28 protein-coding genes and 2 pseudogenes are annotated in these 24,994 nt (G+C 69.4%); 20 read left to right on the top strand and 10 right to left on the bottom strand.

Annotated features, from left to right (window positions below):
* From QLQ12_RS44125 to QLQ12_RS44110, 4 genes are all read left to right on the top strand, one after another.
* A partial coding sequence (locus QLQ12_RS44125) for a glycoside hydrolase family 26 protein (protein WP_282767056.1) occupies positions 1 to 1,435 on the top strand: 1,435 nt, incomplete at its 5' end.
* 23 nt (positions 1,436 to 1,458) lie between these two features.
* A complete protein-coding gene (locus tag QLQ12_RS44120; protein ID WP_282767055.1) occupies positions 1,459 to 2,994 on the top strand; it encodes a methyl-accepting chemotaxis protein in 1,536 nt (511 codons plus the stop codon).
* 119 nt (positions 2,995 to 3,113) lie between these two features.
* Positions 3,114 to 3,707 carry a TetR/AcrR family transcriptional regulator gene (locus QLQ12_RS44115; protein ID WP_282767054.1) on the top strand — a complete coding sequence of 198 codons (594 nt, stop codon included), beginning with the start codon at positions 3,114 to 3,116 and terminating at the stop codon, positions 3,705 to 3,707.
* A gap of 154 nt (positions 3,708 to 3,861) precedes the next feature.
* On the top strand, positions 3,862 to 4,641 hold the full coding sequence (locus QLQ12_RS44110; protein ID WP_282767053.1) for an MBL fold metallo-hydrolase: 780 nt from the start codon (positions 3,862 to 3,864) through the stop codon (positions 4,639 to 4,641).
* Positions 4,642 to 4,757: 116 nt separating this feature from the next.
* Here QLQ12_RS44110 and QLQ12_RS44105 read toward each other — a convergent pair whose 3' ends face one another.
* Positions 4,758 to 6,095, bottom strand: coding sequence for a sensor histidine kinase (locus QLQ12_RS44105; protein ID WP_282767052.1), 1,338 nt, complete (start codon positions 6,093 to 6,095; stop codon positions 4,758 to 4,760).
* Positions 6,096 to 6,183: 88 nt separating this feature from the next.
* On the opposite strand from QLQ12_RS44105, the gene QLQ12_RS44100 reads away from it, so the two are divergent.
* Both QLQ12_RS44100 and QLQ12_RS44095 read left to right on the top strand, forming a co-directional pair.
* Entirely contained in the window at positions 6,184 to 6,879 is a 696-nt protein-coding gene (locus QLQ12_RS44100; RefSeq protein ID WP_282767051.1) for a response regulator transcription factor, read from the top strand.
* 220 nt (positions 6,880 to 7,099) lie between these two features.
* Positions 7,100 to 7,462, top strand: a complete 363-nt coding sequence (locus QLQ12_RS44095; protein WP_282767050.1) for a PepSY domain-containing protein — start codon at positions 7,100 to 7,102, stop codon at positions 7,460 to 7,462.
* 85 nt (positions 7,463 to 7,547) lie between these two features.
* Here the strand turns inward: QLQ12_RS44095 and QLQ12_RS44090 are convergent, their stop codons facing one another.
* The 3 genes from QLQ12_RS44090 to QLQ12_RS44080 form a co-directional block, all read right to left on the bottom strand.
* Positions 7,548 to 8,126 carry a hypothetical protein gene (locus QLQ12_RS44090; RefSeq protein WP_282767049.1) on the bottom strand — a complete coding sequence of 193 codons (579 nt, stop codon included), beginning with the start codon at positions 8,124 to 8,126 and terminating at the stop codon, positions 7,548 to 7,550.
* 110 nt (positions 8,127 to 8,236) lie between these two features.
* Positions 8,237 to 8,917 (bottom strand): lytic polysaccharide monooxygenase auxiliary activity family 9 protein, encoded by a 681-nt coding sequence (locus QLQ12_RS44085; protein WP_282767048.1) that lies wholly within the window; start codon positions 8,915 to 8,917, stop codon positions 8,237 to 8,239.
* Between the two features lie 320 nt (positions 8,918 to 9,237).
* Positions 9,238 to 10,524, bottom strand: a complete 1,287-nt coding sequence (locus QLQ12_RS44080) for a hypothetical protein (protein ID WP_282767047.1) — start codon at positions 10,522 to 10,524, stop codon at positions 9,238 to 9,240.
* Positions 10,525 to 10,695: 171 nt separating this feature from the next.
* On the opposite strand from QLQ12_RS44080, the gene QLQ12_RS44075 reads away from it, so the two are divergent.
* Positions 10,696 to 11,316 carry a hypothetical protein gene (locus QLQ12_RS44075; protein ID WP_282767046.1) on the top strand — a complete coding sequence of 207 codons (621 nt, stop codon included), beginning with the start codon at positions 10,696 to 10,698 and terminating at the stop codon, positions 11,314 to 11,316.
* 287 nt (positions 11,317 to 11,603) lie between these two features.
* Here QLQ12_RS44075 and QLQ12_RS44070 read toward each other — a convergent pair whose 3' ends face one another.
* The 3 genes from QLQ12_RS44070 to QLQ12_RS44060 form a co-directional block, all read right to left on the bottom strand.
* Positions 11,604 to 12,068 carry a DIP1984 family protein gene (locus tag QLQ12_RS44070; RefSeq protein ID WP_282767045.1) on the bottom strand — a complete coding sequence of 155 codons (465 nt, stop codon included), beginning with the start codon at positions 12,066 to 12,068 and terminating at the stop codon, positions 11,604 to 11,606.
* A gap of 66 nt (positions 12,069 to 12,134) precedes the next feature.
* A complete protein-coding gene (locus tag QLQ12_RS44065; RefSeq protein WP_282767044.1) occupies positions 12,135 to 12,296 on the bottom strand; it encodes a response regulator transcription factor in 162 nt (53 codons plus the stop codon).
* Positions 12,248 to 13,183 carry a histidine kinase dimerization/phosphoacceptor domain-containing protein gene (locus tag QLQ12_RS44060; protein WP_282767057.1) on the bottom strand — a complete coding sequence of 312 codons (936 nt, stop codon included), beginning with the start codon at positions 13,181 to 13,183 and terminating at the stop codon, positions 12,248 to 12,250. The genes QLQ12_RS44065 and QLQ12_RS44060 overlap by 49 nt, the downstream gene beginning before the upstream one ends.
* A 137-nt stretch (positions 13,184 to 13,320) precedes the next feature.
* Between QLQ12_RS44060 and QLQ12_RS44055 the strand changes: the two are divergent.
* The 3 genes and pseudogenes from QLQ12_RS44055 to QLQ12_RS44045 form a co-directional block, all read left to right on the top strand.
* Positions 13,321 to 13,572 (top strand): annotated as a pseudogene (locus tag QLQ12_RS44055) (ATP-binding cassette domain-containing protein); the annotation flags it as partial.
* 8 nt (positions 13,573 to 13,580) lie between these two features.
* Positions 13,581 to 14,291: a hypothetical protein gene (locus QLQ12_RS44050; protein ID WP_282767043.1), complete on the top strand. Its 711-nt coding sequence runs from the start codon at positions 13,581 to 13,583 to the stop codon at positions 14,289 to 14,291.
* On the top strand, positions 14,288 to 14,857 hold the full coding sequence (locus tag QLQ12_RS44045) for a hypothetical protein (RefSeq protein ID WP_282767042.1): 570 nt from the start codon (positions 14,288 to 14,290) through the stop codon (positions 14,855 to 14,857). Before QLQ12_RS44050 ends, QLQ12_RS44045 begins: the two co-directional genes overlap by 4 nt.
* Positions 14,858 to 14,909: 52 nt before the next feature.
* Here the strand turns inward: QLQ12_RS44045 and QLQ12_RS44040 are convergent, their stop codons facing one another.
* Positions 14,910 to 15,053, bottom strand: a complete 144-nt coding sequence (locus tag QLQ12_RS44040; RefSeq protein WP_282767041.1) for a hypothetical protein — start codon at positions 15,051 to 15,053, stop codon at positions 14,910 to 14,912.
* A 306-nt stretch (positions 15,054 to 15,359) separates the two neighbouring features.
* On the opposite strand from QLQ12_RS44040, the gene QLQ12_RS44035 reads away from it, so the two are divergent.
* From QLQ12_RS44035 to QLQ12_RS44010, 5 genes are all read left to right on the top strand, one after another.
* A complete protein-coding gene (locus QLQ12_RS44035; RefSeq protein WP_282767040.1) occupies positions 15,360 to 16,361 on the top strand; it encodes a hypothetical protein in 1,002 nt (333 codons plus the stop codon).
* A 321-nt stretch (positions 16,362 to 16,682) separates the two neighbouring features.
* Entirely contained in the window at positions 16,683 to 17,207 is a 525-nt protein-coding gene (locus tag QLQ12_RS44025) for a DUF6192 family protein (protein ID WP_282767039.1), read from the top strand.
* A gap of 89 nt (positions 17,208 to 17,296) precedes the next feature.
* Positions 17,297 to 18,016: a hypothetical protein gene (locus QLQ12_RS44020; RefSeq protein WP_282767038.1), complete on the top strand. Its 720-nt coding sequence runs from the start codon at positions 17,297 to 17,299 to the stop codon at positions 18,014 to 18,016.
* On the top strand, positions 18,013 to 18,342 hold the full coding sequence (locus QLQ12_RS44015; protein ID WP_282767037.1) for a site-specific integrase: 330 nt from the start codon (positions 18,013 to 18,015) through the stop codon (positions 18,340 to 18,342). Before QLQ12_RS44020 ends, QLQ12_RS44015 begins: the two co-directional genes overlap by 4 nt.
* Positions 18,339 to 20,765 carry a tyrosine-type recombinase/integrase gene (locus QLQ12_RS44010; RefSeq protein WP_282767036.1) on the top strand — a complete coding sequence of 809 codons (2,427 nt, stop codon included), beginning with the start codon at positions 18,339 to 18,341 and terminating at the stop codon, positions 20,763 to 20,765. Before QLQ12_RS44015 ends, QLQ12_RS44010 begins: the two co-directional genes overlap by 4 nt.
* 111 nt (positions 20,766 to 20,876) lie before the next feature.
* On the opposite strand, the gene QLQ12_RS44005 is transcribed toward QLQ12_RS44010, so the two are convergent.
* On the bottom strand, positions 20,877 to 21,227 hold the full coding sequence (locus QLQ12_RS44005; RefSeq protein WP_282767035.1) for a hypothetical protein: 351 nt from the start codon (positions 21,225 to 21,227) through the stop codon (positions 20,877 to 20,879).
* 206 nt (positions 21,228 to 21,433) lie between these two features.
* Here QLQ12_RS44005 and QLQ12_RS44000 point away from each other — a divergent pair, with 206 nt between their 5' ends.
* From QLQ12_RS44000 to QLQ12_RS43980, 5 genes and pseudogenes are all read left to right on the top strand, one after another.
* Positions 21,434 to 21,973, top strand: a complete 540-nt coding sequence (locus QLQ12_RS44000) for a hypothetical protein (RefSeq protein WP_282767034.1) — start codon at positions 21,434 to 21,436, stop codon at positions 21,971 to 21,973.
* Positions 21,974 to 22,085: 112 nt separating this feature from the next.
* Positions 22,086 to 22,439 carry a DUF6192 family protein gene (locus QLQ12_RS43995; protein ID WP_282767033.1) on the top strand — a complete coding sequence of 118 codons (354 nt, stop codon included), beginning with the start codon at positions 22,086 to 22,088 and terminating at the stop codon, positions 22,437 to 22,439.
* 10 nt (positions 22,440 to 22,449) lie between these two features.
* Positions 22,450 to 22,854, top strand: a complete 405-nt coding sequence (locus tag QLQ12_RS43990) for a hypothetical protein (protein WP_282767032.1) — start codon at positions 22,450 to 22,452, stop codon at positions 22,852 to 22,854.
* Entirely contained in the window at positions 22,851 to 23,051 is a 201-nt protein-coding gene (locus QLQ12_RS43985) for a hypothetical protein (RefSeq protein ID WP_282767031.1), read from the top strand. Before QLQ12_RS43990 ends, QLQ12_RS43985 begins: the two co-directional genes overlap by 4 nt.
* Positions 23,048 to 23,866, top strand: a pseudogene (locus QLQ12_RS43980) (IS5 family transposase); the annotation flags it as partial. The gene QLQ12_RS43985 and the pseudogene QLQ12_RS43980, both read left to right, overlap by 4 nt.
* 141 nt (positions 23,867 to 24,007) lie before the next feature.
* On the opposite strand, the gene QLQ12_RS43975 reads toward QLQ12_RS43980, so the two are convergent.
* Positions 24,008 to 24,493: a GNAT family N-acetyltransferase gene (locus QLQ12_RS43975; RefSeq protein ID WP_282767030.1), complete on the bottom strand. Its 486-nt coding sequence runs from the start codon at positions 24,491 to 24,493 to the stop codon at positions 24,008 to 24,010.
* Positions 24,494 to 24,994: the final 501 nt, after the last annotated feature.

Genomic DNA, 24,994 nt, shown 5'->3' with positions numbered 1-24,994 from the left:
GCCGCTGTCCGGTGCAAGCGGATCAGCCCGTTCCGGTGTCCGATTCACCGCAACCGGGTGGCACCTGCACGGGAACTGGCCTGGCACCCGCCGCCCTGGAATCTCTTTCACATGCCCGGTGCGACAACGCGCCGGACAATCTGGGGGAGTTAATTTGCGTCTGGCCAAGCTGCCGAAGTTCCTGACAGCTCTGACCGCCGTTTTCGCCGGTGCCGCCGCTGTGGTGGCGCCGTCCGCGGCTCACGCCGCTCCGGCATCGAAGACCTGCGTCACCGATGCCAAGCTCGTCCCGACCTGCAACGTCCTCTGGGGCGGCGCGGCCGGTGGCTTCACCTCCGCGCCCCGTGACCTGGCCCTCAAGGGCTGGGAGAAGACCAGCGGCCGGACCGCCTCGATCTTCCACCAGTACCACAAGGGCAACGAGGTCTTCCCGACCAAGGCCGAGATCGCCATGACGAACGACCCGGCCAACCCGCGCGTGCTGCTGGAGAACTGGAAGATCGCCTACGGCTCGAGCTGGGCCAAGGTCGCCAAGGGTGAGCAGGACGCCCGTATCGACGCCTTCGCCAAGCGCGCCAAGGCGTACGGCAAGAAGTTCTTCCTCGTGCTGAACCACGAGCCGGAGAACGACGTCATCGCGCGGACCGGTTCCGGCTGGGAGGCGAAGGACTTCGCCGCCATGTACCGGCACACCATCCTGCGCCTGCGCGCGCAGGGCGTGACCAACGTCGTCAACGTGATGGCCTACATGGGTAACGAGAAGTGGATGTCGCAGTCCTGGTGGGCCGACCTCTACCCCGGCGACGAGGTCGTCGACTGGATTGGCCTGGACTCCTACGTCTCGGTCGAGAAGGGCTACTACCACTACGGCACCTTCGCCGACCTGCTCGACCGCAAGCCCAAGAAGGGCGGCCTCGGCTTCTACGACTGGGCCACCACCAAGCACGCGGGCAAGCCGGTCATGGTCGCCGAGTGGGGCGCCTACCACCGCGTCGGCAAGATCACTGACAAGTCCGCCGTCTACAACGGCGTCGTCGCCGAGCTGAAGAAGCGCCCCGCCATCAAGGCGATCGTGCACTTCGACACCAAGAAGGACGACCAGGGCGACCGCGACATCAGCATCGACAGCACCAAGACCGGCCTCGCCGCTTTCCATCGACAGCACCAAGACCGGCCTCGCCGCTTTCCAGAAGCTGGCCGCCAACCCGATCTTCAAGGTGAAGATCGGCTGACCCACCCCGAACACAAGCGCCGCCCGGTCCCCCACCGGGCGGCGCTTTGTCGTTGCCTTGAGCGCAAGCGTTGCGAGCGGTCGACGGGAAGGTGCTGCTGGGACGGAGTGCTCATTTCCGGCGGTTGCTGTCCGATTTCAAGGTTGTGCGTAGTGGGCTGCTGGACAGAAGTGTCGGGACTCGTCTGGGCGGGGCGTTCCTGATCGTGTGTGTTCTGCTCGGCGCTGTGGCGGGCACAGGGGCGTGGGGGGCGCAGCGGCAGCGGTCCCTGCAGGCCGACCTGTCGCGGCTGCGGGCGGTGGCCGACCAGATACAGCAGTTGCGGTATCTGGATGCTGACATCAGCGGCTGGCAAGGCTATATCTATGCGGAGGCGATGGTCGCTGGCGGCGCTCAGGCCGTCGAACCGGACGCGTACAACCGCAGTGGGTTGCTGGCGTCGAAGTCCGCCGTCTACGACCTGCTCCCGAAGATCGACCGTGGGGCGATGATCGCCACCGAGCGTACCGAACTCGACCGGCAGCAAGGTCTTTGGGACACCTACTTCCGCCACGACGACGAGATGGTCGCGCTCATCGCCGCGGGCACCCCCGCCGCGATGAGCAAGGCCTACGAGATCCTCAACGAGCCACTTGACACCGCGTGGAGCGACCTGCTGGCCTCCACCGAGAAGATTCTCGCCTCGGTCGCCGAACGGGTCGCCGCCCTGACCGCCGAGGTGGACCGCGTCGGCCGGTTCGTGATCAACGCCGTCGTCGCGGCCGGGTTGCTGGCCGTCGTGCTGGCGTTGCTGCTCAGCCGTCTGGTGACCCGGTCGGTGGTGCGCCCGCTGAGGCACAGCATCACCGTGCTCCACCGCGTCGGCGCCGGTGATCTGACCGCGGCCACCGGGCTGACCACCCGAGACGAGACCGGCCAACTGGGCCAGGCCGTGGACGCCATGACCGGCGAGCTACGAACCACCGTGCAGGCTCTGGCTGGCAGCGCCGCCACCCTGGCCCGCGCCTCCACCGAGCTGTCCGCAACCAGCGGCCGCCTCGCCGACAGCTCGGCCACGACCGCGGCCGAAGCCGTTCACGCCTCCGATGCCGCCGCCCAGGTGTCACGGCACATCCAGGCCGTTACGCAGGGCTCGGCGGAGATGGACCAGGCGATAGCGGACATCGCCCGCAGCGCTTCCACAGCGGCGCAGGTCGGCGTCGACGCCGTGCACGCGGTGGAGGCGACCAGCGCCACGGTCGCCGAACTCGGCGACGCGTCGGCGCAGATCAGTGACGTCGTCAAAGTGATCACCTCGATCGCCGAACAGACCAACCTGCTCGCCCTCAACGCCACCATCGAGGCCGCCCGGGCCGGCGACGCCGGAAAGGGCTTCGCCGTGGTCGCCAGTGAGGTCAAAGACCTCGCCCAGGAAACCGCCCGAGCCACCGGCGAGATCATCGACCGGGTGAACGCCATCCAGGCCAGCACCCAGGCCGCCGTGGAAGCCATCGACCGTATCCGCGAGGTCGTGCAAATCATCGACGCACAGCAGTCCGCTATCGCGGCCGCCGTGGAACAGCAGAGCGCCACCAGCCGGGAGATGAGCCGCGGCGTGAACGAGACCGCGGCGGGCAGCACTGACATCACCGTCTCGGTCCACGCCGTGGCATCAGCTGCCCGGGTCACCGACGCCGGTATCGAAGAAGCTCGCACCGCAGCCACCGAACTGGCCACCATGTCCAGCGACCTGCAAGCCCTGGTGCAACGCTTCCGCTACTGAAGCTGGGTGCTGACTGTCAGGGCGCGACACACGTGGGGGACAGTGATACTCACGATCACCGAGTTGACCGAGCGGTCAATCAGTGCGTAGATTTGACCGCACAGTCAACTGGAGGTCCGATGGCACGGGACACTCGGGAGCGCATCCTCGCGGTGGCGCGCGATCTCGTTCACGGCGCCTCGCTGGCGGAGGTCAGCACCGAGGACGTCTGCCGTGCCGCCGGTGTGCACAAGGGCAGCCTCTATCACTTCTTCCCGTCCAAGGAAGCGCTGGGCGGGGCGGTCCTGGAGCACAACTGGGACATGATGCGGGCGGTGCTGGAGGAGTCCTTCGCCGACGACGTGGCCCCGTTGGACCGCATCGACCGGTTCGTGGAGAGCTTCGTGCGGATGCTGACGCTGATGCGCGAGCGGTTCGGCGTCACGCCGGGCTGTCCGCTCGGCACCCTGGCGTCCGAGGTCGCCGCGCACGGCGGCGAGGCTCGGGCCCAGGCCGGTCGGGTCCTGAGCGGCTGGATGGGCTATTTCTCCACGGCGATCAGTGAGGCGAAAGGGCGCGGTGACGTGCCGGCGGACGTGGACCCCGGCGAGGCCGCGACCCGGGTGCTGGCCCTGATGCAGGGCTTGGCGCTGCTGGCCAAGGCCCACGATGATCCGGGCCTCGTCCTGCTCGCCAGATCCGACATCCGTCTGCTGCTGCGGGCGTCTCGCTGAGGATCGCTCAGAAGGCGCCTGCTTTTGCCTGCCACCAGAGTTGACCGATCAGTCAAATCTTTCAGGAGGATGACATGTCATCGACACCGGCCGCCCCGGCGGTCACCGCAGCCGGGACGGCATCGAACGCCGCCGTGGCCATCGGAGTCGCACGATGAGGGCCCGAGCCGGGCGCGGCCAGGTCAGTGTGCGGCCGATCCCGGTCGCGGGCCGGCATTCCATCAACGCCTACCTGCTGCTGGGCCGCCGGCCGATCCTCGTCGACGCGGGCATCCCCGGCAGCGGCCGCAAGATCGTCGACGGGATCGCCGCCCACGGCGTCGACCCCGCGGACCTGGCGCTGATCGTGCTCACCCACGCCCACATCGACCACTTCGGCGCCGCGGCCCAGGTCAGCCGGCTGACCGGCGCCCCGATCGCCGCCCACCGTGCCGACCTCGAGCCGTACCGGGCTGGCCGGGTCCGGGAGCCGTACCTGCCCACCGGCCCGTTCGGTTCGTTGCTCAGCCGGATGCCCGCCCTGCACGCCACCGTCCAGCCGGTCGAACCGGACCTCGTCCTCGACGGCGCGCGGCGACTCGACGACCTCGGCGTCGCCGCCCGCGTCGTGCCCACGCCCGGCCACACCGCCGGATCGGTCTCCGTGCTCACCGACGACGGAGACCTGGTCGCCGGCGACCTGATCGCCAGCTCGTTCATGGGATCCATCACCGGCAGGCCGGCCAACCCACCCTTCCACGACGACCCGATCGCCAACCTCGCCAGCCTGCGAGCGATGCTCGACCTCGAACCCGGCGCGCTCCACGTCGGCCACGGCGGACGGCTCGACCCCCGCCGGGTCGCCAGATGGGCCGACAAGGAACAACGGCGCCTGGACCGGCGCGCCGCACGCGGCCGGATCCGCCGGCGCGCCGGCGAGCCTCAACCGGGCTGAGAAACCAACCGCGGCGACGGTACGGCACGGGACGCGTCCACACCGGGTGCGGGGGAGTGCCGCCGGGTTCCGGGCCGGGCGGCTCCGAGCTTCCAGCGGCGATGTGTTGCCGGCCGTCAGGTGCGCAGGGCGACGACGGCGTCGATGCCGGTGGGTTCGGCGCCGTCGAGCCGGCAGCGCCCGCCGCCGGCTTCGGCGAGCTTCTCCACCAGCGCGAGCCCAAGTCCGGTGCCGCCTTGACGTGCGTCGGGTGCGCGCCAGAAGGGTCGCAGTGCCTGCGCCCGGTGTTCGTCGCTGAGCCCGGGCCCGGCGTCAATGACATGAAGTTCCGCGGTGGCGCCGTCGCTGTGCCAGGTGATGGTGACGGCGGTGCCGGGCGGGGCCACGTCGAGGGCGTTGGCGATCAGGTTGTCGAGGATCTGCTCCAGCGCGCCGGGGATGACCTGGGCCGTGACGTCGCCGGGTCCCGTGGTGGTGAGGGTGACGCCGCGGTCCTCGGCCACCGGTCCCCAGACGGCGGCCCGGGCGGCGACCGTGGCGCTGATCGTCACGGGTTCGCAGGGCGTCGTCCGGTGCTCGCTGCGGGTCATGGCCAGCAGGGTGTCGACCAGGGTGGCGAGCCGGTCGGCCTCGCGTAGCGCCGCCCGCAGGTTGGCTTCCCCGCCGGCGGTGATGTCCGGTTCCAGGTTCTCCAGCCGTAGTCGTAGTGCCGTCAGCGGTGTTTTGAGCTGGTGGGAGGCGTGTCCGACGAAGGAGCGCTGCGCGGCGATGAGCTCCTGCAGCCGTACCGCTGTGACGTTGAAGGTTTCCGCCAGCCGGCGCAGCTCGGGCGGGCCGGTGGTGGCCGGCGCCGGGGTGGTGGCTCCATCGGCGAGGCGGCGGGTGGCGCGTTCCAGTTCCCGTACGGGCCGGCCGATCCAGCGGGCCAGTGCCAGGGCGATGAGTGCTCCGCAGATCAGGACGGCCACGCTGACACCCGCGAGCACCAGGTGGAACTGGTGGATCCGGGCGGTGAGCGGCGCGCTGGACACGCTGACCTGCAGAGCGCCTTGCGACGGCCGGCCCGGATGGATCGGTACGGCGACCGTCATCCGGCCGTCGCCGATGCCGCTGATCACCGGGGTGTGGCTGGCCAGCACCCGGCTCAGGTCCGGCGCGGCGGAGCCGTCGGTCCGTGTGGTGATGACCGGGCGTCCGCCGGCGTCGATCAGGTCGATGCGGGCGGTCCACCGCTGTGCGGCGTCGTGGACCAGGGCGCCGATCTGGTTCTCGTGGGCGGTGCGCAGGGCGGTGTCGATGAACGCCGCCAGAGTCTCCGCGTCGTGTTCCAGTTGGGCGAGCGCGTGTTGTTGTTCGCCGCGCTGGTAGACGTAGCCGAAGGGCAGAGCCAGGCCGGCCAGGACCACCAGGGTCAGCGACAGATACGTCAACAGCAGGCGGCGGATCACAGGCATCGGTACGGATGGTCCGGCCGGCCGGGTTCAACCGGGAGACGGTTCGCCGCGTATCTGTTGCCGCGGGGATATCGCTGGTCGAGGAGGCATGGTGCGGGTTCTGCTGGTGGAGGACGACGAGTCGATCGCGGAGCCCCTCGCCGACGGGTTGAGCCGGTACGGCATCACCACGGACCGGGTGGGCACCGGCGCGGCGGCGCTGAAAGCCCCGCTCGGTGACTTCGTGCTGCTGGACCTCGGCCTGCCCGACATCGACGGCATCGACGTGTGCCGGCGGCTGCGGCAGGTCAGCGACGTCCCGATCATCATGCTGACCGCCCGCGGCGACGAGACCGACCGTGTCCTCGGGCTGGAGATCGGGGCTGACGACTACCTGCCGAAACCGTTCAGCACCCGGGAACTGGTCGCCCGGATGCGGGCCATCGGCCGCCGCACTCGCGCGGCCGCACCGCGGGCGCAGGCCCCGGAGAACCCGCTCGGGCCGCTGACGATCGACGACCGTACCCGGCAGGCGATGCTGTCCGGGGTCCCGCTGGCGCTGACGCCGAAGGAGTACCACCTGCTGGCCCTGCTGGCGGCCGACCCCGGGGCGGTCGTGGAGCGGCGCCGGATCCTGGAGACGGTCTGGGAGCCGAACTTCTTCGGTCGCGGCAAGACCCTGGACTTCCACGTCGCGACGCTGCGGCGCAAGCTCGGCGATCCGCGATGGATCGAGAACCGGCGCGGCATCGGGTTCCGGCTGGTCGTGCCCGCCGGCGATGTCCAGGGTCCGCCGGGCCGCTGACGCCGCGTGTGCCGTCCGGCGGACGCCTTACACCGGAGGTGCGGACAGCCGGCCGCCTACCGGGCCGACGGACGCGAAAGCCAGGAATCAGCCAGGGAACAGCCAGGCTTGCGCCGGGACCTCGTCTGAATGATCCGATCCCCCGTACTGCCCGACGTCACCCGCCGCACGGGGGCGTCCACGGCCCGGCGAAGCGGCGGCCCAGCAATCGGAGGAATCGATGCGCAGAAGTCTGTTGGTCGCGGTCACCGTCGTCGGCGTTGCCGTGCCCTTGAGTGCGGGTACCGCGTTGGCGATGGCCGACGACTCCACGGACCGGCGGAGCACCTCAGCCGGATTCGAGATCGAGATCGACCCGGAACTGGACGCGAGGTTCGGTCCGCGGCCGGTCAACGCCGTCCAGGCGGCCGACATCGTGACCCGCAGGTTCCCGGGCGCGCGAGTGATCGAGGCCGAGCTCGACGAGCAAGCCGGCGGGCCGATCTGGGAAATGAAGTTCGCGCTGCGCGGCAACGAGAACGAGGTGGAGGTCGACGCGGTGACCGGCGCCGTTCTGGGCGGCGGCGATCGCGAGGACGACTGACCCTCTCCGTGAAACCGTAGGCGCGGTCCGGTGGAGACGGCCGTCGCGCCTACGGCACCGCCGCCACCCCGTGCTCGCTGTCGCCTCAGAGACCGGCGGCGGCGTCGTACCGTCGGCGTAGGTCGGCCATCTCCGCCTCTGTCAGCGCCTGCGTGAGCGCCAGTTGCGCGTATCGGTCCGGGAACATCTCGCGCAGCCGGTCGACGAACCTGACGTCGACGGTCGCCTCGACCACCTGGATGCCCGGCGGGTCGGTGGACATGTCCAGAATGACCGGGCCGGCCAGCTTGACCGCCACGTCCCAGGGACGTTTCGGCTCGGCCACGCCACACATGTGAAAGCCGTAGACCGTTCGCACGTCGGTGAGGGCGGTGGCCTGCTCCGGCTCGTGGCCGAAGACGTGGACGCCGCAGATCACCGACGGCCCGGTTCCCTTCGCGGCCGAGGCCGGCGGGGCACTGTGCCCGGCGTGCTGGTGCTGCTCGGGACTGGACTGTTCGAGCGTGCCGCGCATCCGGCTCATGATCTGTCCCCGCAGGTCCACCGGCTCGGCCTTCGAGTTGTCGGCCTTGACGAGCGCGACGGCGCCGGCGGTCACCACCAGCAGGATCGTCGCCACCCACACGTAGCGGTGGCGGTACCAGGCAGGGAGGCTGTCCGTCATCGATCTCCACCTCGTCGTCGGTCCTGGGGCCGGGGGATGGGCCGGACCTCCGGCCCAGGAGCGCGTCGCGTCCTGGGCCGGAGAGCCGCCGCGCGGCTGGTCGTGGCCGATCAGGTGAAGTTCACGTCGCTGCACCACATGTAGGCCTGGTCCAGATGCGAGGCCTGCCAGATGACGAACAGGATGTGATGCCCGGTGTATCCCGAGGTCGAGACGTTGAACGAGATGTTCTGCGACGGCGCGTACCTGCCGGTCTGGGTGATGAAGTCGAGGTTGCCCCAGCCCAGGCGTTGAGTCTTCGGGTCGAACCCCTGTTTGCTGACGTAGACCCGGAAGTGGTCGGCGCCGTGACTGGCCTGGTCGTACAGCTGGACCGTGAAGTTTCGGCCGATGTTGCTCGTCCTCCAGGCTCCGGGCCGGTTCAGGCTGTCGTTCCGGGCGAGGCCGTTGCTGCACAGCTGCCCGTCCGGGGTACGGGCCTGGTACTGGCCGCCGAGACCGTCGCGGAGCGCGCTCATCCAGTTCCACATGGTGTCGGGGTTGGCCTGGAACGCCTGCCAGCACATCGGGTCCTGCTGCTGCATGGCGGGGTTCATGTGCTGGCTGCCCCAGGCCTGCCAGCACTGGTAGGCGCGGGTCGGCGGACTGACGATGGTGCCGTGGGCCTGAGCGGCGCCGGTCCAGGGCAGCATGCTGACCAGCATCGCGAGTGCGACGACGAGAACCTGGACGGGCCGGTGGAGGGCCGAGCGGGGGCGCCGGCCAGGTTGGTGGGACTCGTGTGGGGGCACGGTTTGTCCTCCGTTGTTCGGCTGTCACGAGGATGGGAGCGCTCCCGAAACACTGTTACACCCAAGTTTCGAGATATCAACCTCTGTCGATCACCAGCACCGCATTGGCAGCGAAAGTGCCGGAGCTCAGCCCCGAAATTTTCGGCGTCAAGGCGCGAAGGTGCCCGCATGTCGTGCCGCGACATCGCCGGACGTATCGGCGGCGGTGCAGATGCCTGTGCGGGCCGGCGTCGGCAAGCGGCCTGTGCCGCCCCTGCTACACGCCGGCTCGGCCGCTGAGGAGGTGCTGGTCGTGGAGGCCGCCGCGGGGAGGGTGACGGTCAGGCGCGGCCGGCCAGGTTCCACGCCGCCGGGCGGACGACGCCCTCGGCGTTCTGCACGTTGGCGACCAGCAGGCCGGCGTCGGTGAGCTCGACGATCGAGGTCACATCCCATCCTCGGGGGGTGGACAGCCGGGTGCGGGCCCCGTCGTCCCACAGCGACAGGCGGCTGCTGCCGTCCTCGTGCCGGGCGAGGATCACCATCCGGCCCCCGTCGGCGACGGCGACGCCGGACGCCGACTGTTCCCCGGCCTCCAGCGGGACGACGGTCAGCGTGCCGGCCGCGTCCCAGTACGCGGCGCGCTGGCCGTCGTCGGTCAGGTACCCGGCGACGCCGCCGTCGGACGCGAAGACATCGGCGTCCGATCCCGGCGAACAGGTGAGGCCGGCGATGGGCTGATCGGACCCGGTGGCACGCAGGAGGGTGACGTCGGTTCCGGGAACGCCGCCGGCATGCCGCACCAGCACCCAGGCCACCTGGCCACCGCTGGTGGAGTACCCGCTGTACACGGCGCTTCCGTCGGCGTGGACCCGGGAGACGCAGGCGGCGCCGAGGAAGTAGGAGGAGAAGACCGGGAACCGGAGGGTGGCGCCGGCCCGCCACAGCACCGGCCGTGAGGTGCGGCCCTGGCCGATCCCCTCGCCGACCCAGACGATCGCGGTGTCGGGACCGCCCACGGAGCCGACCGAGCGGCTGGTCCCGGTGTCGAGGTCTGGTGTTCCGCGCAGCGGTGTGCGCGTGCCGTCGCGGGTCACCAACTCGGCGTCGCCCTGGATGGGGATCTGGGGGTTGAAGGTGGAGACGCCCCACGGGCCGTTCGGGCCGACCGCGGTGACGTTGCTGGGGCTGTCGCTGAGCACGGTGGTGGACCGGCCGTCGAGCGACCAGCGGACCGCGCGGGAACCGCCCAGCGACACGGATCCGGCGGCTTCGCCCAGGTCGGTGAGCCCGTCCACGCTGCCGGACGTCGCGCCGGAGGGCAGGGCGAGCGGTTGGCGCAGCCAGCCCGCCGGGCCGGCGTACGCCCAGCGCTGTGGCCGCTCGACGTACGAGGTGGAGCCGTCCGGGGCGGTGCTGGTCTCCAGGGCGTTGCCGGCCACGACGCCGAGCGGCGAAACGTCGACCGCCCGTACGGACATCCGCCGGTCCGGGCCGGCGACGGGGACGGGCAGCATCTCGGCGCGGACGGCGGGCGCGGCGGCCGTGGCCGGGCCGGTGCCGGGCACGCCGAGCGCGCCGGCCAGCAGGATGGGGGCGAGGGCGCTCCGGGCGATCCGACCCGGCAAGTGATCGACCATCCTCTATGCCTACCATGGTGTCCGCCCGTGGGCAGCCCCGGAACGGCCGATCGGTGCGACATGGTGAAGGCCCGCCGGAGCGGACCCCCTCACGGCGACCACGATGGCGAACATCCGCGCGCTGAGCCGGCACCCGACGGAGCCGTATGATCCCGTGCCGTGGGGACCGACATCTATGGCGCCATCGAGGTCCGTGACCTGATTGACGCGGCCTCCGACCGTGAGGCGTCGTGGGTGCACTGCATGGATCTCTATCCGCTCTATCCCGGCAGCGACTATTCAGCCTTCGGATGCTTGTTCGGCATTCGCAACTGGAACGGCTGGGAGCCGGTCGCCGAAGGCCGCGGACTTCCGGCCGACGTGTCGGATCCCGTTCGCAAGGATTACGACCACCTCGAGGAAATCGATGCGGCGATCGGTGCCGCCACCTGGGTCTCCTGGCCTGAACTGCGCGACCTCGACATGACCGTCACACCCCTGGCCCGGGGCGTCCTCGACGTCAACGAGAACGGATCCAGCCTTCACCACTGCTACCGCGTCGAGGACGAGTGGCCCGCCGACGTCGTCGCTGAGTACGGGCCGCCCCCGGCCGGCGAGTCACCCGTCGGCGCCGCGTACGGCAGTTGGCAGAGCGGCGGCGCTACCCTCACGTACCAGAAGGTCACCCGCAACGACGTCCTCGGACCCGGAACCGGATGGGACCACGTCTTCGCCGTCATGCGAACCCTGGCGCAACGCTTCGGAGACGAGAACGTACGGCTCGTCGCCTGGTTCGACTGACGACGCCGACGGCCACGCCACCAAGGTGGCGCTCGAACTCACCCGCACGATCGTCTGTTCGTGAAGGGACGCGGAATTCCCCGATCCCGCCCTCACCGTCGTGGATCTGCACCCGGTGGTGTGCTGTGCGATGTGCGCCATCACCTGTGTTGCGTGCTGGGCGTGCGATGTGCGTCAGGGAATCGAACCCCCGCGCCTGCCCCCGGCGCGCCATGAGTGGGCTGGATTGCCCGCCGGCCCCTCGGGTTTTGTGCCCGCCTCCACGTCGGCTACCTGCTCCGCGTCGGTCAGTCGAGTAGATCGACCTCCCAGTTGATGCGCTGGATCAGGGTGTCGACCTCACGAACCTGCCGGGCGACATCGTCGGCCTGGTGCCGCACCTCGGCGACCGGGAGCGCCGGGATGATCGTCAGCTCGGAGCGCAGCTGACGGTATCCGCGCTGGCCGTCGCTGGCCGCAGCGTCGGCGGCGGCCGTGAGGATGCTGTGCCGCAGGCGCAGGACGTCCCGGCGGGCGAGCGCGTCGGTCAGGGTGCCGCCCCCGACCGGAGTGGCGGCATTGGTGCGGTTGATCCGCCGGATCAGCGACTCGAGCTCCTCGAGCACGCCGCCGACTTCGGTCAGCAGGGACATGGCGTCCTCAGCCGGCGTCTCGCCTTCCTGGAAGCGCGCGCTGCCGGTGATGCGCGAGCGGAGCTGCTCGGCGCGGCGCGACGCATCCGCGCGCAGCGCGAGAGCCTCGGCAAGTCTCATGGAAGCAGTATGGCCATCCGAGATCGGCACTGCCTCCGATTTGCCACCGGCGCGTTGCCGGCTCGGTCAGCCCGGAGAGCAGACGTCGTTGCGCCACGCCCAGGCCGCGATCTCGACCCGGTTGCGGGCGACGAGTTTGCGCTGCACGTTGGCCAGATGCGTCTTCACCGTCGACAGCGTCACGTAGAGCCGCCCGGCGATCTCGTCGTTGGTGTGCCCGTGCGCCACGAGGCGTACCACCGCGAGTTCGCGTTCGGTGAGCGGCTCGGTGGGTGGCGCCTCCGGCGTCTCCGTTGCGGCGTCGCGGCGGGAGCGAGATGAGCCAGCAGGCGCACGGTCACGGCAGCGAGATCAGCGTGGTTCCGGCGGCGGCCGCGCGCACGCCTGCGCATCGAGGTGAGGGCCTGACCGCCGGCCTGCTCGACGTCGGCCAGCAGAGCGTCCAGGTCCTCCGGGGAGGGCGCGGCCCCCGAGCTCGGGACGAACCTGATGGCCTGCGTCTGCGCGACGATCGCGGTCACGTGATGGGCGGCGTAGTCGTGCAGGTCACGGGCGTTGGTCAGGCGCTCGGCCCGCCGGGTCAGCCGGTCGGCGTCGGCTCTGCGGCGCTCCAGCAGGCGCAGGTAGAGGCCGAGCAGCGCGACGAACAGCACCCAGGCGGTCAGCACGATGGCGACCAGGCCACCGTCCTGCGACATCGTCCGCACATTGACGGGGTGAAGGAAGACCCGTATCGGGAGGAGTCCGATCGCGAGCATCGTCAAGGCGGCCGGGCCCGCCGCGCGCCGGACCGGGTGCTGCATGACCAGACGGATCACCGCCACCGAGAGCGCGGCGAACTCCACGACACCGAACGTGTTCTCCGGGCGCATCGCCGGCACGAGTCCGCAGGCGACCGACACGGTGACGGACACGGCCGCGGCCAGGGCGACCGCGGCCGGGCGGGCCTCGGCGAGCAGCACCACGGCGACCGCGAGCAGGCCGCTGGCGACGATGCCGAGTTCGGCGGGCAGCGTCGGGCCGTCCAGTCCTTCGATGACGACGAGGACCGCCACCACGACGGCGAACGAACCCACCATCACCCGCTGCGGTCCCCGGAGTCCCGGGAAGATCATCAACACAGGAGGCCACGGTACGACACAGGCTCGCGAACGGCGTAGTTCTTTCGACTGATTCCGCGCCGTTCCGCTCGGCAGCGCGGCTGAGGCGTGCCCCTGCCGTGCCGTCGCAGGATCGAAGCCGCACGGAACCGATGAGCGGAGAATTGATCGTGGCGACGACAGCGCGGGCCGAGGGCCTGCGAGTGAGAACGGGCCGGCATGTGGCCGTCGATGGCGTCGACCGCGCCCTGGGCGCCGGCGTCCATGGGCTGCTCGGCCCGAACGGCGCGGGCAAGACCACCCTGATCCGGGCGCTGGCCACCGTGCTGCGCCCGCACGACGGCCGGCTCCGGTTGCTCGGGCAGCCGATGGACGGGCGGCCCGACCTGCGCACGGTACGGCGGGCCTCTACGTGCTCGCGCTCACCGGGCAGACCGCCTTGTGGGACCAGCAGTGGAACCTACTCGCCGTCTTCCAGCGCGTCATGCTGGTGATCCTCTGGCCGCTGGCGCTGGCGGCCGGCTCCTGGCAGGCCGGCCGGGACCGGCGCGGCCGGATCGAGGAGCTGCTCGGCACCACCCCGGCTCGCGGATGGCGGCGGATGCGGCCGTCCGCCGTGGCCACCGCGCTCTGCCTGGCTGTCGGCTATCTGCTCGTCCTGGCCGCCGGGGCGGCGAAGGTCGCCGGCTATCCGGGCGACGGCTGGCCGGCGGTGACCCTCGTCGGCGTGCTGGCCCTGGTCGCCGCGGGCTGGCTCGGCCTCGGTCTCGGCCGGCTGCTGCCGTACGCGTACACCCCGGCCGTGCTCGGCGCGGGCAGTCTCGCCGCGCTCCTCGCGGCGATCGAGGCGACCAAGCGTGACGACGCCACGGTGCCCGGGCCGGCCCTGCTGCTCCCCTTCTTCACCAGCACGCTCTCCGAGTTCCAGGCGGTCGCCGGTTCCGTCAGCTCGGGCCAGGCCTGGTGGTTCGGCGGGCTGGCCGCCGGGGGAGTGGTGCTGTATCTCGCGACGAGCCGGCTCGCACGGCTGCTCGCCGTCGTCCCGCCGGCGCTCGGGCTGGCGCCTGCCGGCCTGACCTGTGGTGACCAGGCTGCCGCCCTCGGCATCGGAGGCGGCCGGTGACGGCGCTCCTGCTGTTCCTGCGCTCCCGGGAGGTGCCGGGCGGGACGCTGTGCGCGGTATCCGCCATGGTCGCCGTCGCCTGGCTCGGCGCCGGCCAGACCGGGTCGCGGCACGCCGTGACGGCCGCCGCCCTCGCCCTGGCTCTGGGCGTCGCCGTTCTCGGTCACGGCCTCGGCGGGCCGGACAGCACTCCGGACACGACCGCGGCGATCCGGTGGGCGCCCCGCCGCGCGCTGCACCTGGCCGCGATCTGCGTACTCGCGGCCACCGTGGTGACGGTCGTGACCAGCGTCCCGGCCGGCGTCGTCCTGCGGGACGCGGCCGGTTTCACCGGACTCGCCGCCCTGGCCGCGACGCTGTTCGGCCGGCGGCTGGCCTGGACCCTGCCGGTCGTGACGGGTTGCGTGTCCGCCGGCATCCCTGCCGTGCCGGAGCCGTTCGCGCTGCACCTGCTCACCTGGGTGGGCCAGCCGCCCGGCAGCTCCGCGGCCCTCACGACCGCGGCGATCTTCACCCTCACCGGTGTCGCCGGGTACGTGATCCGCGGCCCCCGCCGGATCAGCTGACCGAGGCGCCCACGGTCTCCGAGCGCGGCCTGCCCCGATCCGCCTCCACGGCTCAGCCGGATGCGCCGCTGCCCGTCAAGGTGTCGGTCCGCCGGAAGTCCCGGTTGGGGCGGGAAGTGGGCAGACCCGCGGAAGCCAGGAGAGCCAGCTTGTCAGCGTCACCGGTGCCGGCGTCCGGGTGGTACACGACCCGCATCAGGCCATCGGTTGCGTCGATGGTCAGCCGCTCGCGGTTCAGGGACAGCTCCCCCGACCTCCGCCGCCTACCCGACGCATCGTGGACGGAGCTGATCCCCCACGAGTTGGGCAAAGCAGCTTCGCGACTACGGCGTGCGCTCCAAGACCGTCCGCGACACCGGTACCGGCCCGACGCTCGAGGGCTACGACCTCGCCGACCTCACCCGCTACCTTCCGCGAATGCCACCGCATCCGCTGCCGGCTGGCAGTCTTGCACCGTCCTGCTTGGATGTGGACATCGAAGCTCTTCTAGGGAAGGTTGTGTGTGAACACAAGATTGGTGGCATTGGCGGCGGGGGCCCTGATGGGAATGGCCACGGCCACACCTGCACTGGCGAGCCCGGGTACCGGGACGCCGCCCGCGCGGCAGTACGAGGCCGTCGGGCTCGGCTCCTACCAGGGCGACTTCCTGGAGCCGTCGGCACTCAACAACCACCGTGACGTCGTCGGCAAGGTGGGAAGCCAGCCGTTCCTGTGGCGTTCCGGCAAGGTGGAGACCCTGGCGGTCCTCACCATGGGATCAACGGGCGAGGCCCTCGACATCAGCGACAGCGGCCACATCGTCGGCGCGTCGACGACGACCGACGGCGTTCAGCACGCGGTGTACTGGAAGGCCGACGGCTCGGTGTGGGAGCTGCCCGGCCTGGGTGGCCCGTTCAGCGTCGCTCGTCAGGTCAACGAACACGGCGTGATCCTCGGCGAGGCGATGGATGCGGACAGCCGCTGGCACTTCGTCCGTTGGGACGACAGGGTCGTCACCGACCTGGGTGCGTTCTCCGGGGACGTCAGCACCTCCGGCATCAACGGTGCCGGTCAGATGGTCGGGACGGCGCCGTTCGGCGCCAGCCGCCACGCCGCCCGTTGGGAGGCCAACGGCACGCTCACCGATCTCGGCGTCGTGGCCGGCACCACGGTGAGCTGGGGTCACGCGATCAACGACCACGGCGTTGCCGTCGGCCAGGCCAGCAACGGCGGTATGGGTGACGTCACTGTCGCGTTCAGCGCCGATGGCGACAAGAGTTCCGTGCTGCCGGTCGCCGGCGGTCATAGCGCTACGGCGCTGAAGATCAATAACGCCGGTCTGATCATCGGTCGGACGTTCGGGGGACCGGAGGAATCCCACCCCACCATATGGGTGGACGGCGTCCAGGTGGACCCGAAGTCGGTTGGTGTCGGCGCGCCGCTGATCAAGGACCTGAACGACAACGGGGACCTGATTGGCGGCTTTGACGACATGCATGCCGGTGAGGCGTACCTCTACCTCTGATCCACACCGCTTCCGACGGGCGTCGCCTGCCCGAGCATCGGTGGGATGCTCGGGCGGGCGACGACGGGGAGAGATGGCTGACGAGTTTCGCAGCGCCGTCGCCGGAACTGCCCACGCCGCGGTGGCGCGGGCAACCTCGCCGACGACCTCTTAGCTTGTGCTTTAACCAGTTCGGCGGGGTTTGGTGCCCTTCTTGTGGTGGGCCGGTCGCTGGTGTGCATGGCCAGTGACCAGCATGAGTCCCACGTCGTAGCGGGTGGCGGTCTGCCGGTTGCGGGAACCGGGCGGACGCCCGGGACCGGGCCGGCTCGGTTTTGGCACATGGCCGAGACCCGCGAGCTGATCACGCAGCGAACCCGAATCCAATTCCGCATCGGTGACCTCGCCCTGGAAATCGAGCCTATGCGCAGGCAAGGCGGCGCTTCCAGCAGCGACGCCATCTTCGGCACCCTGGTGTCGCAGGTTCTGGCGCGCTTCGCCGAGGACGTCGGGATGTCGCTCAGCTCGGTGAACAAGTGGCGGTGGGTGGCGTCGCGCTGGCCGACGGCGCATCGCCGCGATGAGGTGCCGCACTACATCCACGAGATCCTCGCGCCGCTCCAGGATGAGCGGCAACGGTTCGCCACCCTCGCAGACCCGCCGGTCGACCAGCGCACCGGTGCCCGTCGGTGGACACCGGACGCAGCGAAACGGCTGATGGGCCGCCAGGTCGAGCGCCCGGAGACGGTGCAAGAGAAAGTGGTGGCGGTGCACGCGCTGGTCAACGACGAGGAAGTCGCGTCGCGGGTCGCTCAGGACCTGCTGCGCCGGCCGGAAGTGGCGTCCAAGGCCATGACTGCCTGTTGACCGGACTACCAGGCGACACGCCGTCACGAGAGCTGAACTGATCACGCTTGGCGAATAGACCTTCATGCAGCCTGACTGGAGGAGACTGCATGAGGTTCGAGCTGGATGCCGTAGAGCGGGACATCACGGCGATTCGGTTGCCGCGGTGGGGGCGGGTGGCTCAGACCGAGGGCGTCGTGCCGTGGCTGGTGATCGACCCGGACGGTATGCCCGTAGTGCCGGTCCGTCGATTCCTTCGGGATTTTGCGGCGCGTAACCGGCCCGGTTCGGTACGCAGCTACGCCTATGGCCTGCTGAGGTGGTGGCGATGGTTGCAGGCCGTTGACGTCGGCTGGGACAAGGCGACTTCGGTCGAGGTGCGGGACCTGGTGTTGTGGCTCGGCCAGGCGGACAAGCTGCGCAACGCGCCACGCACAGGCTCGGCCGTCACTGCCGGCACGATCAACCCGGTAACCCGCAAGCGGCATCTCGGCGACGGCTACGAGCCCCGGACCGTTCGGCACAGCAACGCGGTGATCCGCAGCTTCTACGAGTTCTGGATCGAGTCCGGTGAAGGGCCTCTGGTGAACCCGGTGTCCCTGGACCGGCGCGGGCGCCGGCCGCATGCCCATCACAACCCGTTGGAGCCCTTTCGTGCTGAGGACCGGATCCGTTACAACCCGCGGGTGCCCAAGACCCGGCCCCGGGAGATCCCCGACGAGCGGTGGAAGGACCTGTTCGGCGCGTTGCCGTACTCGGGCCTAACGAACGGGTCTGGTGGACCCTGCGGCGCCGTGACCATGGCGACGGCCTACGGCGCCAGCCGATGAACTACGAGGCGCTACGCGCGGTGTTCCGCCGGGTCAACGCCCTGCTGGGCACCAACTACACGATGCACGATCTTCGGCACACGGCGGCGCTGCGCATGAGCCGCGACGAGAACCTGTCACTGCGTGACGTGCAGACCATCCTCGGTCACGTTCACCTCAGCACCACCGGCGACATCTACCTCGTCGAGGACGAGGCCTGGGTGATCCGCCGGGTGGCCGAGCACCTCGCCGAACGCGAAGATCGCGCCCGGCAGCCTCCGCCGCCGGTGGCCGCCGGCTATCAGGCCGCCGATCTGGCCGTTCTATTCGGCCGGCTACCGCAATGACCACGACGACCACAAGGGCACATTTCGCCGCCGCATCGGACGCGGCCACCGGGAGCGAGACGGGCCCGGCGACACCGCCGGAGCACAGGACCGGGCCGTTCGACGGCATGGCCGCTGCGGCCATCCTCGATACTCTGCCGCAACTGTCGACCTGGCCTTCACCGCTGACCAAACGCAGCCGGGCCAAGGCAGCGCGGTGGCGGCGCGGCGCGTCCCGCATCCTCGATTGGCTGGCCACCTACCCTGGCGACGGATGGCAGCAGCGATGGCTAGCCGCAGGAGCCGACGTCTCCACCGAGTGGATCGACACCGTCACGAACGGCTTCGGACGCATCGAACCGACCCGCCGTGAGGTGACCACGGAGGGGCTGTCGGCCCTGCTGCTCAAGCGGGTGCTGTCGCCCAGCTACGAGTTCCTCCAGAACTATCGGAGCTCGGGCCTGCATCGCTACGCCAAGCAGGAGTTCGGCGCGGAACTGTTCGAGCAGGTCGCCCGGGCCGGGCACGTCCGCGGCATGGTCGCGAGCCAGCTCAGCGCAGCGGAGAACTGTCTGGTGAAAATCTCCTTTCACACCGGCCACCATCCCGTCGACCTCACCGCCGAAGACCTGCTCGCCTATCACGCGTGGGGAAAGGACATCGCCGGCGGCGTCCCAGCGGGGCTCTACGCCGCCTGGGATCTACTCCGCGACGTGGGAGTCCTTGCCGAGCGGCTGCCGCTGCATCGCACGCTGGCGCGCGGCCCGCTGTCTCCGGCCGCCATGGTGGACCGGCACAACGTCCAGTGCCGCCCCGTGCGGGACCTGCTCGTCCGCTACCTCAACGAGCGCCGGCCCAGCCTGGACTACAGCTCGTTGGCGAGCCTGGCCAGCCAACTGGTCGGCGCCTTCTGGGCCGACATTGAGCGGCATCATCCAGTCATCGACACCATCCATCTGCCCGCCGAGGTGGCCGAGGCGTGGAAACATCGCGTGAAGGTCATCAGCCGGGAAGGCAAGCAGCCGGTACCCCGGGAGAACTGGCCGAGCGTCATGGCCACCGTCCGCTCCTTCCACCTCGACATCGCCGAGTGGGCGCTGGAGGACCCGAGCTGGGCAGCCTGGGCCGTTCCCAGCCCGGTCCGCCGTTCCGACACCGGCGGCTTCACCAAGGTCAAGAAGAAGACTCAGGCCAAGATGCACCAGCGGGTCAGAGAACGGCTGCCACGCCTTCCGGACCTGGTCGAAGCCACCGAGCAGCACCACGCCGACCAGCAACGCCTGCTGGCCTGCGCGCAAGCCACACCAATCGGCACCTCCTTCACCCAGACCGGCCGCCAATATCGGCGCATCAGCCGCGAGGAGCATCGCGCCCGGCGACTGCTGCACTACCGGCCTACCATGGTGCTCACCGAGGACGTCTCCACCGGTGAGCACTTCGATGTCACACGCGACGAAGACGACGCGTTCTGGGCCTGGGCGATCATCGAAACGCTCCGGCATACCGGCGTTCGCCTCGAGGAACTCCTCGAGCTCACGCACCTGGCGCTCGTGTCCTACCGGCTGCCCGACACCGACGAGATCGTCCCCTTGTTGCAGATCGTTCCCTCCAAGGGAAACGAGGAACGGCTGCTACTCGTCGGCCCCGAACTGGCCAGCGTCCTCGCCACGATCATCACCCGGCTCCGCGGCGACAACGACGGCACCGTCCCCCTGGTGGCACGCTACGACCCACACGAACTCGTCACCGGCCCCGCCCTGCCGCACCTGTTCCAGCGCCGGATCGGCTGGAGACGGACCGTCATGAGCACCAACATGGTCTACCAGCTACTCAACGACACCCTCGCCCGCGCCGCACTCACCAACCAAACCGGCCAGCCCTTGCGCTACACCCCTCACGACTTCCGAAGGGTCTTCGCCACCGAAGCCGTCACAGGCGGCCTGCCGGCCCACATCGCCGCTTGGCTGCTCGGCCACGCCTCGATCACCACGACCGAGACGTACTTGGCGGTCTTCCAAGAGGACCTGATCCGCTCCTACCGCGCCTTCCTCGACAAACGTCGAGGTGTCCGCCTGGCCGAGGAATACCGGGAGCCCACCGACGAGGAGTGGCGCGAGTTCCAGCAGCACTTCCACGCCCGCAAACTGGAGCTGGGTGACTGCGCCCGCCCCTACCGGACCCCTTGCCAGCATGAACACTCGTGTCTGAGATGTCCGATGCTCCGGGTCTCGCCCAGACAACGAGGCCGACTCATCGAGATCATCCACAACCTCACCGACCGCATCGCCGAAGCCCGCATCAACGGCTGGCTCGGTGAGGTCCAGGGCCTCCAAACCAGCCTCACCAAAGCCCAGGAGAAGCTCGCCAGCCTGGACCGCAGCATTGCACGCGGCCGCTCCGCAGGCGGCCCCGGCAACCTTGGCATGCCGATCATCACGGGATAGCCGATATCGGCAGGCAGGACTAAGCACGCAGGGTGATGTTCAATCCTGCGGCGGGCATCCGGGCCTGTCGATGAGAGTGCGCGTTGAACCGCAGCGAATAGGTTGCCGTGCTCAGGGCAGAAGCGTTCGGATGAGTTCGCCTTTGACGTCATAAAGCTCGATCTCATAGTCGACGTCGAATGAGCGGAGCGTGTCAGCCAGCTCATCGACGCGGGTGGGCTCCACCACGCCGGCGAACTTCGGCATCCCGCCGGAATCGAAGAGGTTCAGTTGGCACCACGAACAGGTGATCTCATACTCGTCCCATGCCGACCTGCGGGAGGCCCAGCTCTGCTGCGCGAATGAGCGCGCAAGCGACTCCAGGTCCAAGGCGTTGTGTATGAACCCGTAAACGTTGTTGTCCAACGCGGCGAGCTCAGCAGCAAGCTTCGAGCTGGGTGTGCCACCCGACGTTGTAGACATGCTCAAACCCTTCCTGCGTGGACTAGGTCTCTGCTGGGATCGAACGTCGAGCTTACGGAGACCATCTGGCAGCCCCATCCGCGTGCGGCGGCGTACTGTTCTGCCGCCGAGAGGGCGCCAGCCGTAGACAGGCGCCTTCTCGGCGGGCGGCGCCGAGACGGCATGCCCCTGCACCGCCCGGCCAGATGGTAGGGGATAGTACGGACATGGCGGTCTTCACGGAGGAAGAAGAGGAACGCGGGTGCATCGACTGGGAGCTTTTTCACGACGGCGGCGTTGGCGCGTTTCAAGCAGCGAAGACGCTCGACGACGCGATTAGTAACTTGCGCGAACGGGGTTACGGTATCGCGGAGGTGTCGGCTTTGGCATCATCGGCCCGATCCGTTGACATCCAATCGCACCCAGCACCGACTAGCTCGCACAACTCGCAGGCCAACCTTGTGACGGACCTGCTCAGCCAGGTCTCGATGCGCTACTGCGGATGGTCGGCCAACAACCTCTATGCGTTGTGTGACACGCTGCGCTACATCGACTTCTCCGGAGTGACCGGGTGGGTCCTCGTCCTGCGGGACTTCGACGAATTCTTCGAAGCCGATGCCTGCTGGGCAACCAGCGCGATCGACGTGATCGCACAGGTTTCACGTGAGCACCTGATGCGCGGCAATCGACTCTTGGCGCTTCTACACGCCGAAGGCCGAACTGTAGACCTGGGGAGCATCGGTGGATTCAAGGTGTGGTGGCAGTAGTGGCGTCCGATTGAAGGGCATGAGATCCCTTCGGCGTCATCGTCCGGCTCAGCAGTTCACTCACATGCCGCGATGCGCGCGCCAGTCGTGCTCTACCGATAACTCAGCGTGAGTGGCGGATCGTAATCCGGAAAACGACGACGTTGCCCGGCACGCCGTCAACCGCGCCCAGGCCGACCACGCCCGTCAGGGCGTGGAGATCGTGCGGCAGCGCACCCCGGCCTTGCAGTACATCGAGCACACCAACGAGTTCCTGGACCTGGTCGGGGCGTGCGCCCAGTTCGTGGCCTCGGCCGGCCGGATCGTCCCGGGCCTGCGTGGACAGAACTACACCGACGACGAGAAGGCGACGGTGCAGCGCAACCTGGCGAGGGTGCGGGCGGCCGCGGATTGGATCGAGGGAGCGGTGGCCACCGGCCAGGTCACCCCGGAGGAGGGCTTGGCCCGCCTCCTGAGCGGCGAGTAGGCCGCCGGTCATGGCGCGGGTGCCCGCGAACGTCTCCGGTGACCTGGTCCGGGTCGCGTTGATGGAAGCCCGGCCGGCGGGGCTGACCACCCGGCAGCTGGTGACGGCGACCGAGATGACCGCGTATCAGGTCCAGTCCGGCATCCGGTTCCTGCGGGAGGTCCTCGCGGCGCAGAACCTGACCCCGTTGACCTGGACCCGCGCTGACGGCTACCGGCTGTCGACCGACCCGGCCGACTGGATCGCTTACGAACGGGCCTGCGTGCGCACTGAGCTGACCCGCATCGCCCGGCTGCTGAGCAGCACGGTCATCCCGCACGCGCAGAAACTGCCCGACGACGAGTGGGTGCAGCTGGTGCTGGGCCAGCTCACCGGCGTCAAGTCCGCCCTCGGCCTGCTGGTGCGCGGCGCATGACCACCATCGACGGCGCCGACTGGGCCACCTACGAACGTGACTGCGTACGTGACGAGCTGACCCGCGTCGGCCGGCTGCTGGACACGGTGATCATCCCGCACCTGCAGGGCCATCCCGACGACGAGTGGGCCCAGCTGGTGCTGGGCCAGCTCACCAGCGTCAAAACTGCTCTTGAGCTGCTGGCCCGCGGCGAATGAACGCCACGATCACGGTCCTGCCCCGGCGGCGGCGCTACCCGTCGGACACCACCGACGCCGAGTGGGAGCTGCTCGCGCCGCTGCTGCCGGCCCCGGCCTGCAGCACTCCGACCGGCGGGCACCCCGAGGCGCATCCGCGCCGGGAGATCGTGGACGCGATCCGCTACTTGGTCGACAACGGCTGCAAGTGGCGTGCCCTACCGAGCGATTTTCCGCCCTTCCAGACCGTCTATGGGTTCTTCGCCCGCTGGGCCAAGACTGGCGTGCTCGAGCACGTCCGTGACCAGCTGCGCCGCCGCATCCGCGTCGCCGCCGGCCGGTGCCCCCGCCCGGTCACCGCGATCATCGACTCCCAGAGCGTGAAGGCCGCAGAAACCGTCAGCCGGGACACGCGGGGATTCGACGGCGCGAAGTTGATCAATGGCCGGAAGCGGCACCTGATCGTGGACACGAAAGGCCTGCTCATGACGGTGAAGGTGACCCCGGCGGACGTCACCGACCGCGACGCCGCCCGAGAGCTGCTGCCCGAGCTCCGCGAGCGGAATCCGGAGTTGACTCTGATGTGGGCCGACAACGCCTATACCGGTCTGGCCGACTGGGCCCGCACCGACCTCGGTCTCACCTTCAAGGTCGTGAAGAAGCCACCGAACCAGGTCGGCTTCAAGGTGCTGCCCCGCCGGTGGATCGTGGAACGATCGCTGTCCTGGCTCATGCGTGCCCGCCGCAACGCCCGCGACTACGAACGCCTGCCCGAACACTCCGAAGCCCACATCACCTGGGCAAACATCACCCTCATGACCCGTCGGCTCGCTCGGCGCAAAGACCAGTGTCAAGCCGCTGAGCCACCGCCGATCGCGGCCTAGATGTAGCAGCAGGCACGTCACGACGCCCTTGACGGATTATTCGATCTTGGCCGAGATGCAAGGCTTCCCAAGCTTCGTGAGCGAGTCCTCTGGCTATCCGCTGAGCTGACGCGTCATAACGTGTTCGAGCACGCCCTCATGGCCGGGATGCGGTTGGGACTCCTCTGTCATGCAGAAACCGTGACGCTCGTACAGGCGCTCGGCTGCCACGTTTCCCTCGGCCAACCAGAGATCGACGCGGGTGTGGCCGTTTTCGGCTGTCCAGGCCAGAACATCTTCGATGAGCAGGTCACCGACCCCCTGGCCACGCCATTCAGGGTGCACCCACATGCTGTAGAGCTCCACCGCGCCGTGGCGGTCCTCCGGAACCCAGGCACCGACCAAGCCTGTCCCGTTTTCCGCCACAGCCTTCAAGCCGCGAGCGGGATCGAGCCAGTCACGCCAGTCGCTCTCGACATAGCCGCTCTCCTTGGCCAGTGAGGAGGCGAAGGCGCGCGGCGACTCGGCCAGCGCAGCCAATCGCACGTCACGCCAGGTTCGCCAGTCACTCGGCCCGAGTCGGCGCAGAGTCGGACGCATCCGCTCGTCCCTTCCCTTGAGCGCGACTGAAGCAATGAAGATCAAGGCGGGCCGCGCGGTCGATCTTGACCAGGCGGGAACCGTATCATTGACGGGACAGGGCGCTTGGAAACGTCCGCATCTGGCGCCATTGCAGTAACGCTTCGTGGTCGCCGATAGCGCCGTCCGGCGGGCCTCAGAACCGGCGTGGGCCATCAGAATCAGCCAGCGTCTCCAGGCCGCCGATGATCGCGGTCATCGGCGCCCGCCCGCCCGTCGATCTTGGGTTTGCAGGCGTTCGTCAAACCGTCACCGTGACGGCAATCCGAACGCCGCAGCTCCACGCGGGCATGCCGAAATTCGCGCTACCTGCGGAAATGGGTTGCGAGACAGCCACTTACTCGGGAGGGACGTCAGCGTGGGGCGTCTGCTGTGATGCGGGAGTAGACGAGCAGATGCCGGCGACGCCCTCTTGCGGGCGCAGCATCAGGTCGATGTGGCCGACTGCCTAAGCAATGATCA

The sequence above is a fragment of the Actinoplanes sandaracinus genome (assembly GCF_030009775.1).
Taxonomy (GTDB): domain Bacteria; phylum Actinomycetota; class Actinomycetes; order Mycobacteriales; family Micromonosporaceae; genus Actinoplanes; species Actinoplanes sandaracinus.
This window is presented reverse-complemented; position numbering and strand designations above follow the sequence as displayed.

What these genes read in the sequence shown, in the direction of transcription:
- QLQ12_RS43990 (WP_282767032.1), top strand. Translation starts at nt 22,450, where the DNA reads ATGGCGCGGGTGCCCGCGAACGTCTCCGGTGACCTGGTCCGGGTCGCG.
- QLQ12_RS44110 (WP_282767053.1), top strand. Translation starts at nt 3,862, where the DNA reads ATGAGGGCCCGAGCCGGGCGCGGCCAGGTCAGTGTGCGGCCGATCCCG.
- QLQ12_RS44100 (WP_282767051.1), top strand. Translation starts at nt 6,184, where the DNA reads ATGGTGCGGGTTCTGCTGGTGGAGGACGACGAGTCGATCGCGGAGCCC.
- QLQ12_RS44095 (WP_282767050.1), top strand. Translation starts at nt 7,100, where the DNA reads ATGCGCAGAAGTCTGTTGGTCGCGGTCACCGTCGTCGGCGTTGCCGTG.
- QLQ12_RS44090 (WP_282767049.1), bottom strand. Translation starts at nt 8,126, where the DNA reads ATGACGGACAGCCTCCCTGCCTGGTACCGCCACCGCTACGTGTGGGTG.
- QLQ12_RS44010 (WP_282767036.1), top strand. Translation starts at nt 18,339, where the DNA reads ATGACCACGACGACCACAAGGGCACATTTCGCCGCCGCATCGGACGCG.
- QLQ12_RS43985 (WP_282767031.1), top strand. Translation starts at nt 22,851, where the DNA reads ATGACCACCATCGACGGCGCCGACTGGGCCACCTACGAACGTGACTGC.
- QLQ12_RS44000 (WP_282767034.1), top strand. Translation starts at nt 21,434, where the DNA reads ATGGCGGTCTTCACGGAGGAAGAAGAGGAACGCGGGTGCATCGACTGG.
- QLQ12_RS44005 (WP_282767035.1), bottom strand. Translation starts at nt 21,227, where the DNA reads ATGTCTACAACGTCGGGTGGCACACCCAGCTCGAAGCTTGCTGCTGAG.
- QLQ12_RS44020 (WP_282767038.1), top strand. Translation starts at nt 17,297, where the DNA reads ATGAGGTTCGAGCTGGATGCCGTAGAGCGGGACATCACGGCGATTCGG.
- QLQ12_RS44060 (WP_282767057.1), bottom strand. Translation starts at nt 13,183, where the DNA reads ATGATCTTCCCGGGACTCCGGGGACCGCAGCGGGTGATGGTGGGTTCG.
- QLQ12_RS44105 (WP_282767052.1), bottom strand. Translation starts at nt 6,095, where the DNA reads ATGCCTGTGATCCGCCGCCTGCTGTTGACGTATCTGTCGCTGACCCTG.
- QLQ12_RS44015 (WP_282767037.1), top strand. Translation starts at nt 18,013, where the DNA reads ATGAACTACGAGGCGCTACGCGCGGTGTTCCGCCGGGTCAACGCCCTG.
- QLQ12_RS44070 (WP_282767045.1), bottom strand. Translation starts at nt 12,068, where the DNA reads ATGAGACTTGCCGAGGCTCTCGCGCTGCGCGCGGATGCGTCGCGCCGC.
- QLQ12_RS44025 (WP_282767039.1), top strand. Translation starts at nt 16,683, where the DNA reads ATGGCCGAGACCCGCGAGCTGATCACGCAGCGAACCCGAATCCAATTC.
- QLQ12_RS43975 (WP_282767030.1), bottom strand. Translation starts at nt 24,493, where the DNA reads ATGCGTCCGACTCTGCGCCGACTCGGGCCGAGTGACTGGCGAACCTGG.
- QLQ12_RS44040 (WP_282767041.1), bottom strand. Translation starts at nt 15,053, where the DNA reads ATGCGGGTCGTGTACCACCCGGACGCCGGCACCGGTGACGCTGACAAG.
- QLQ12_RS44115 (WP_282767054.1), top strand. Translation starts at nt 3,114, where the DNA reads ATGGCACGGGACACTCGGGAGCGCATCCTCGCGGTGGCGCGCGATCTC.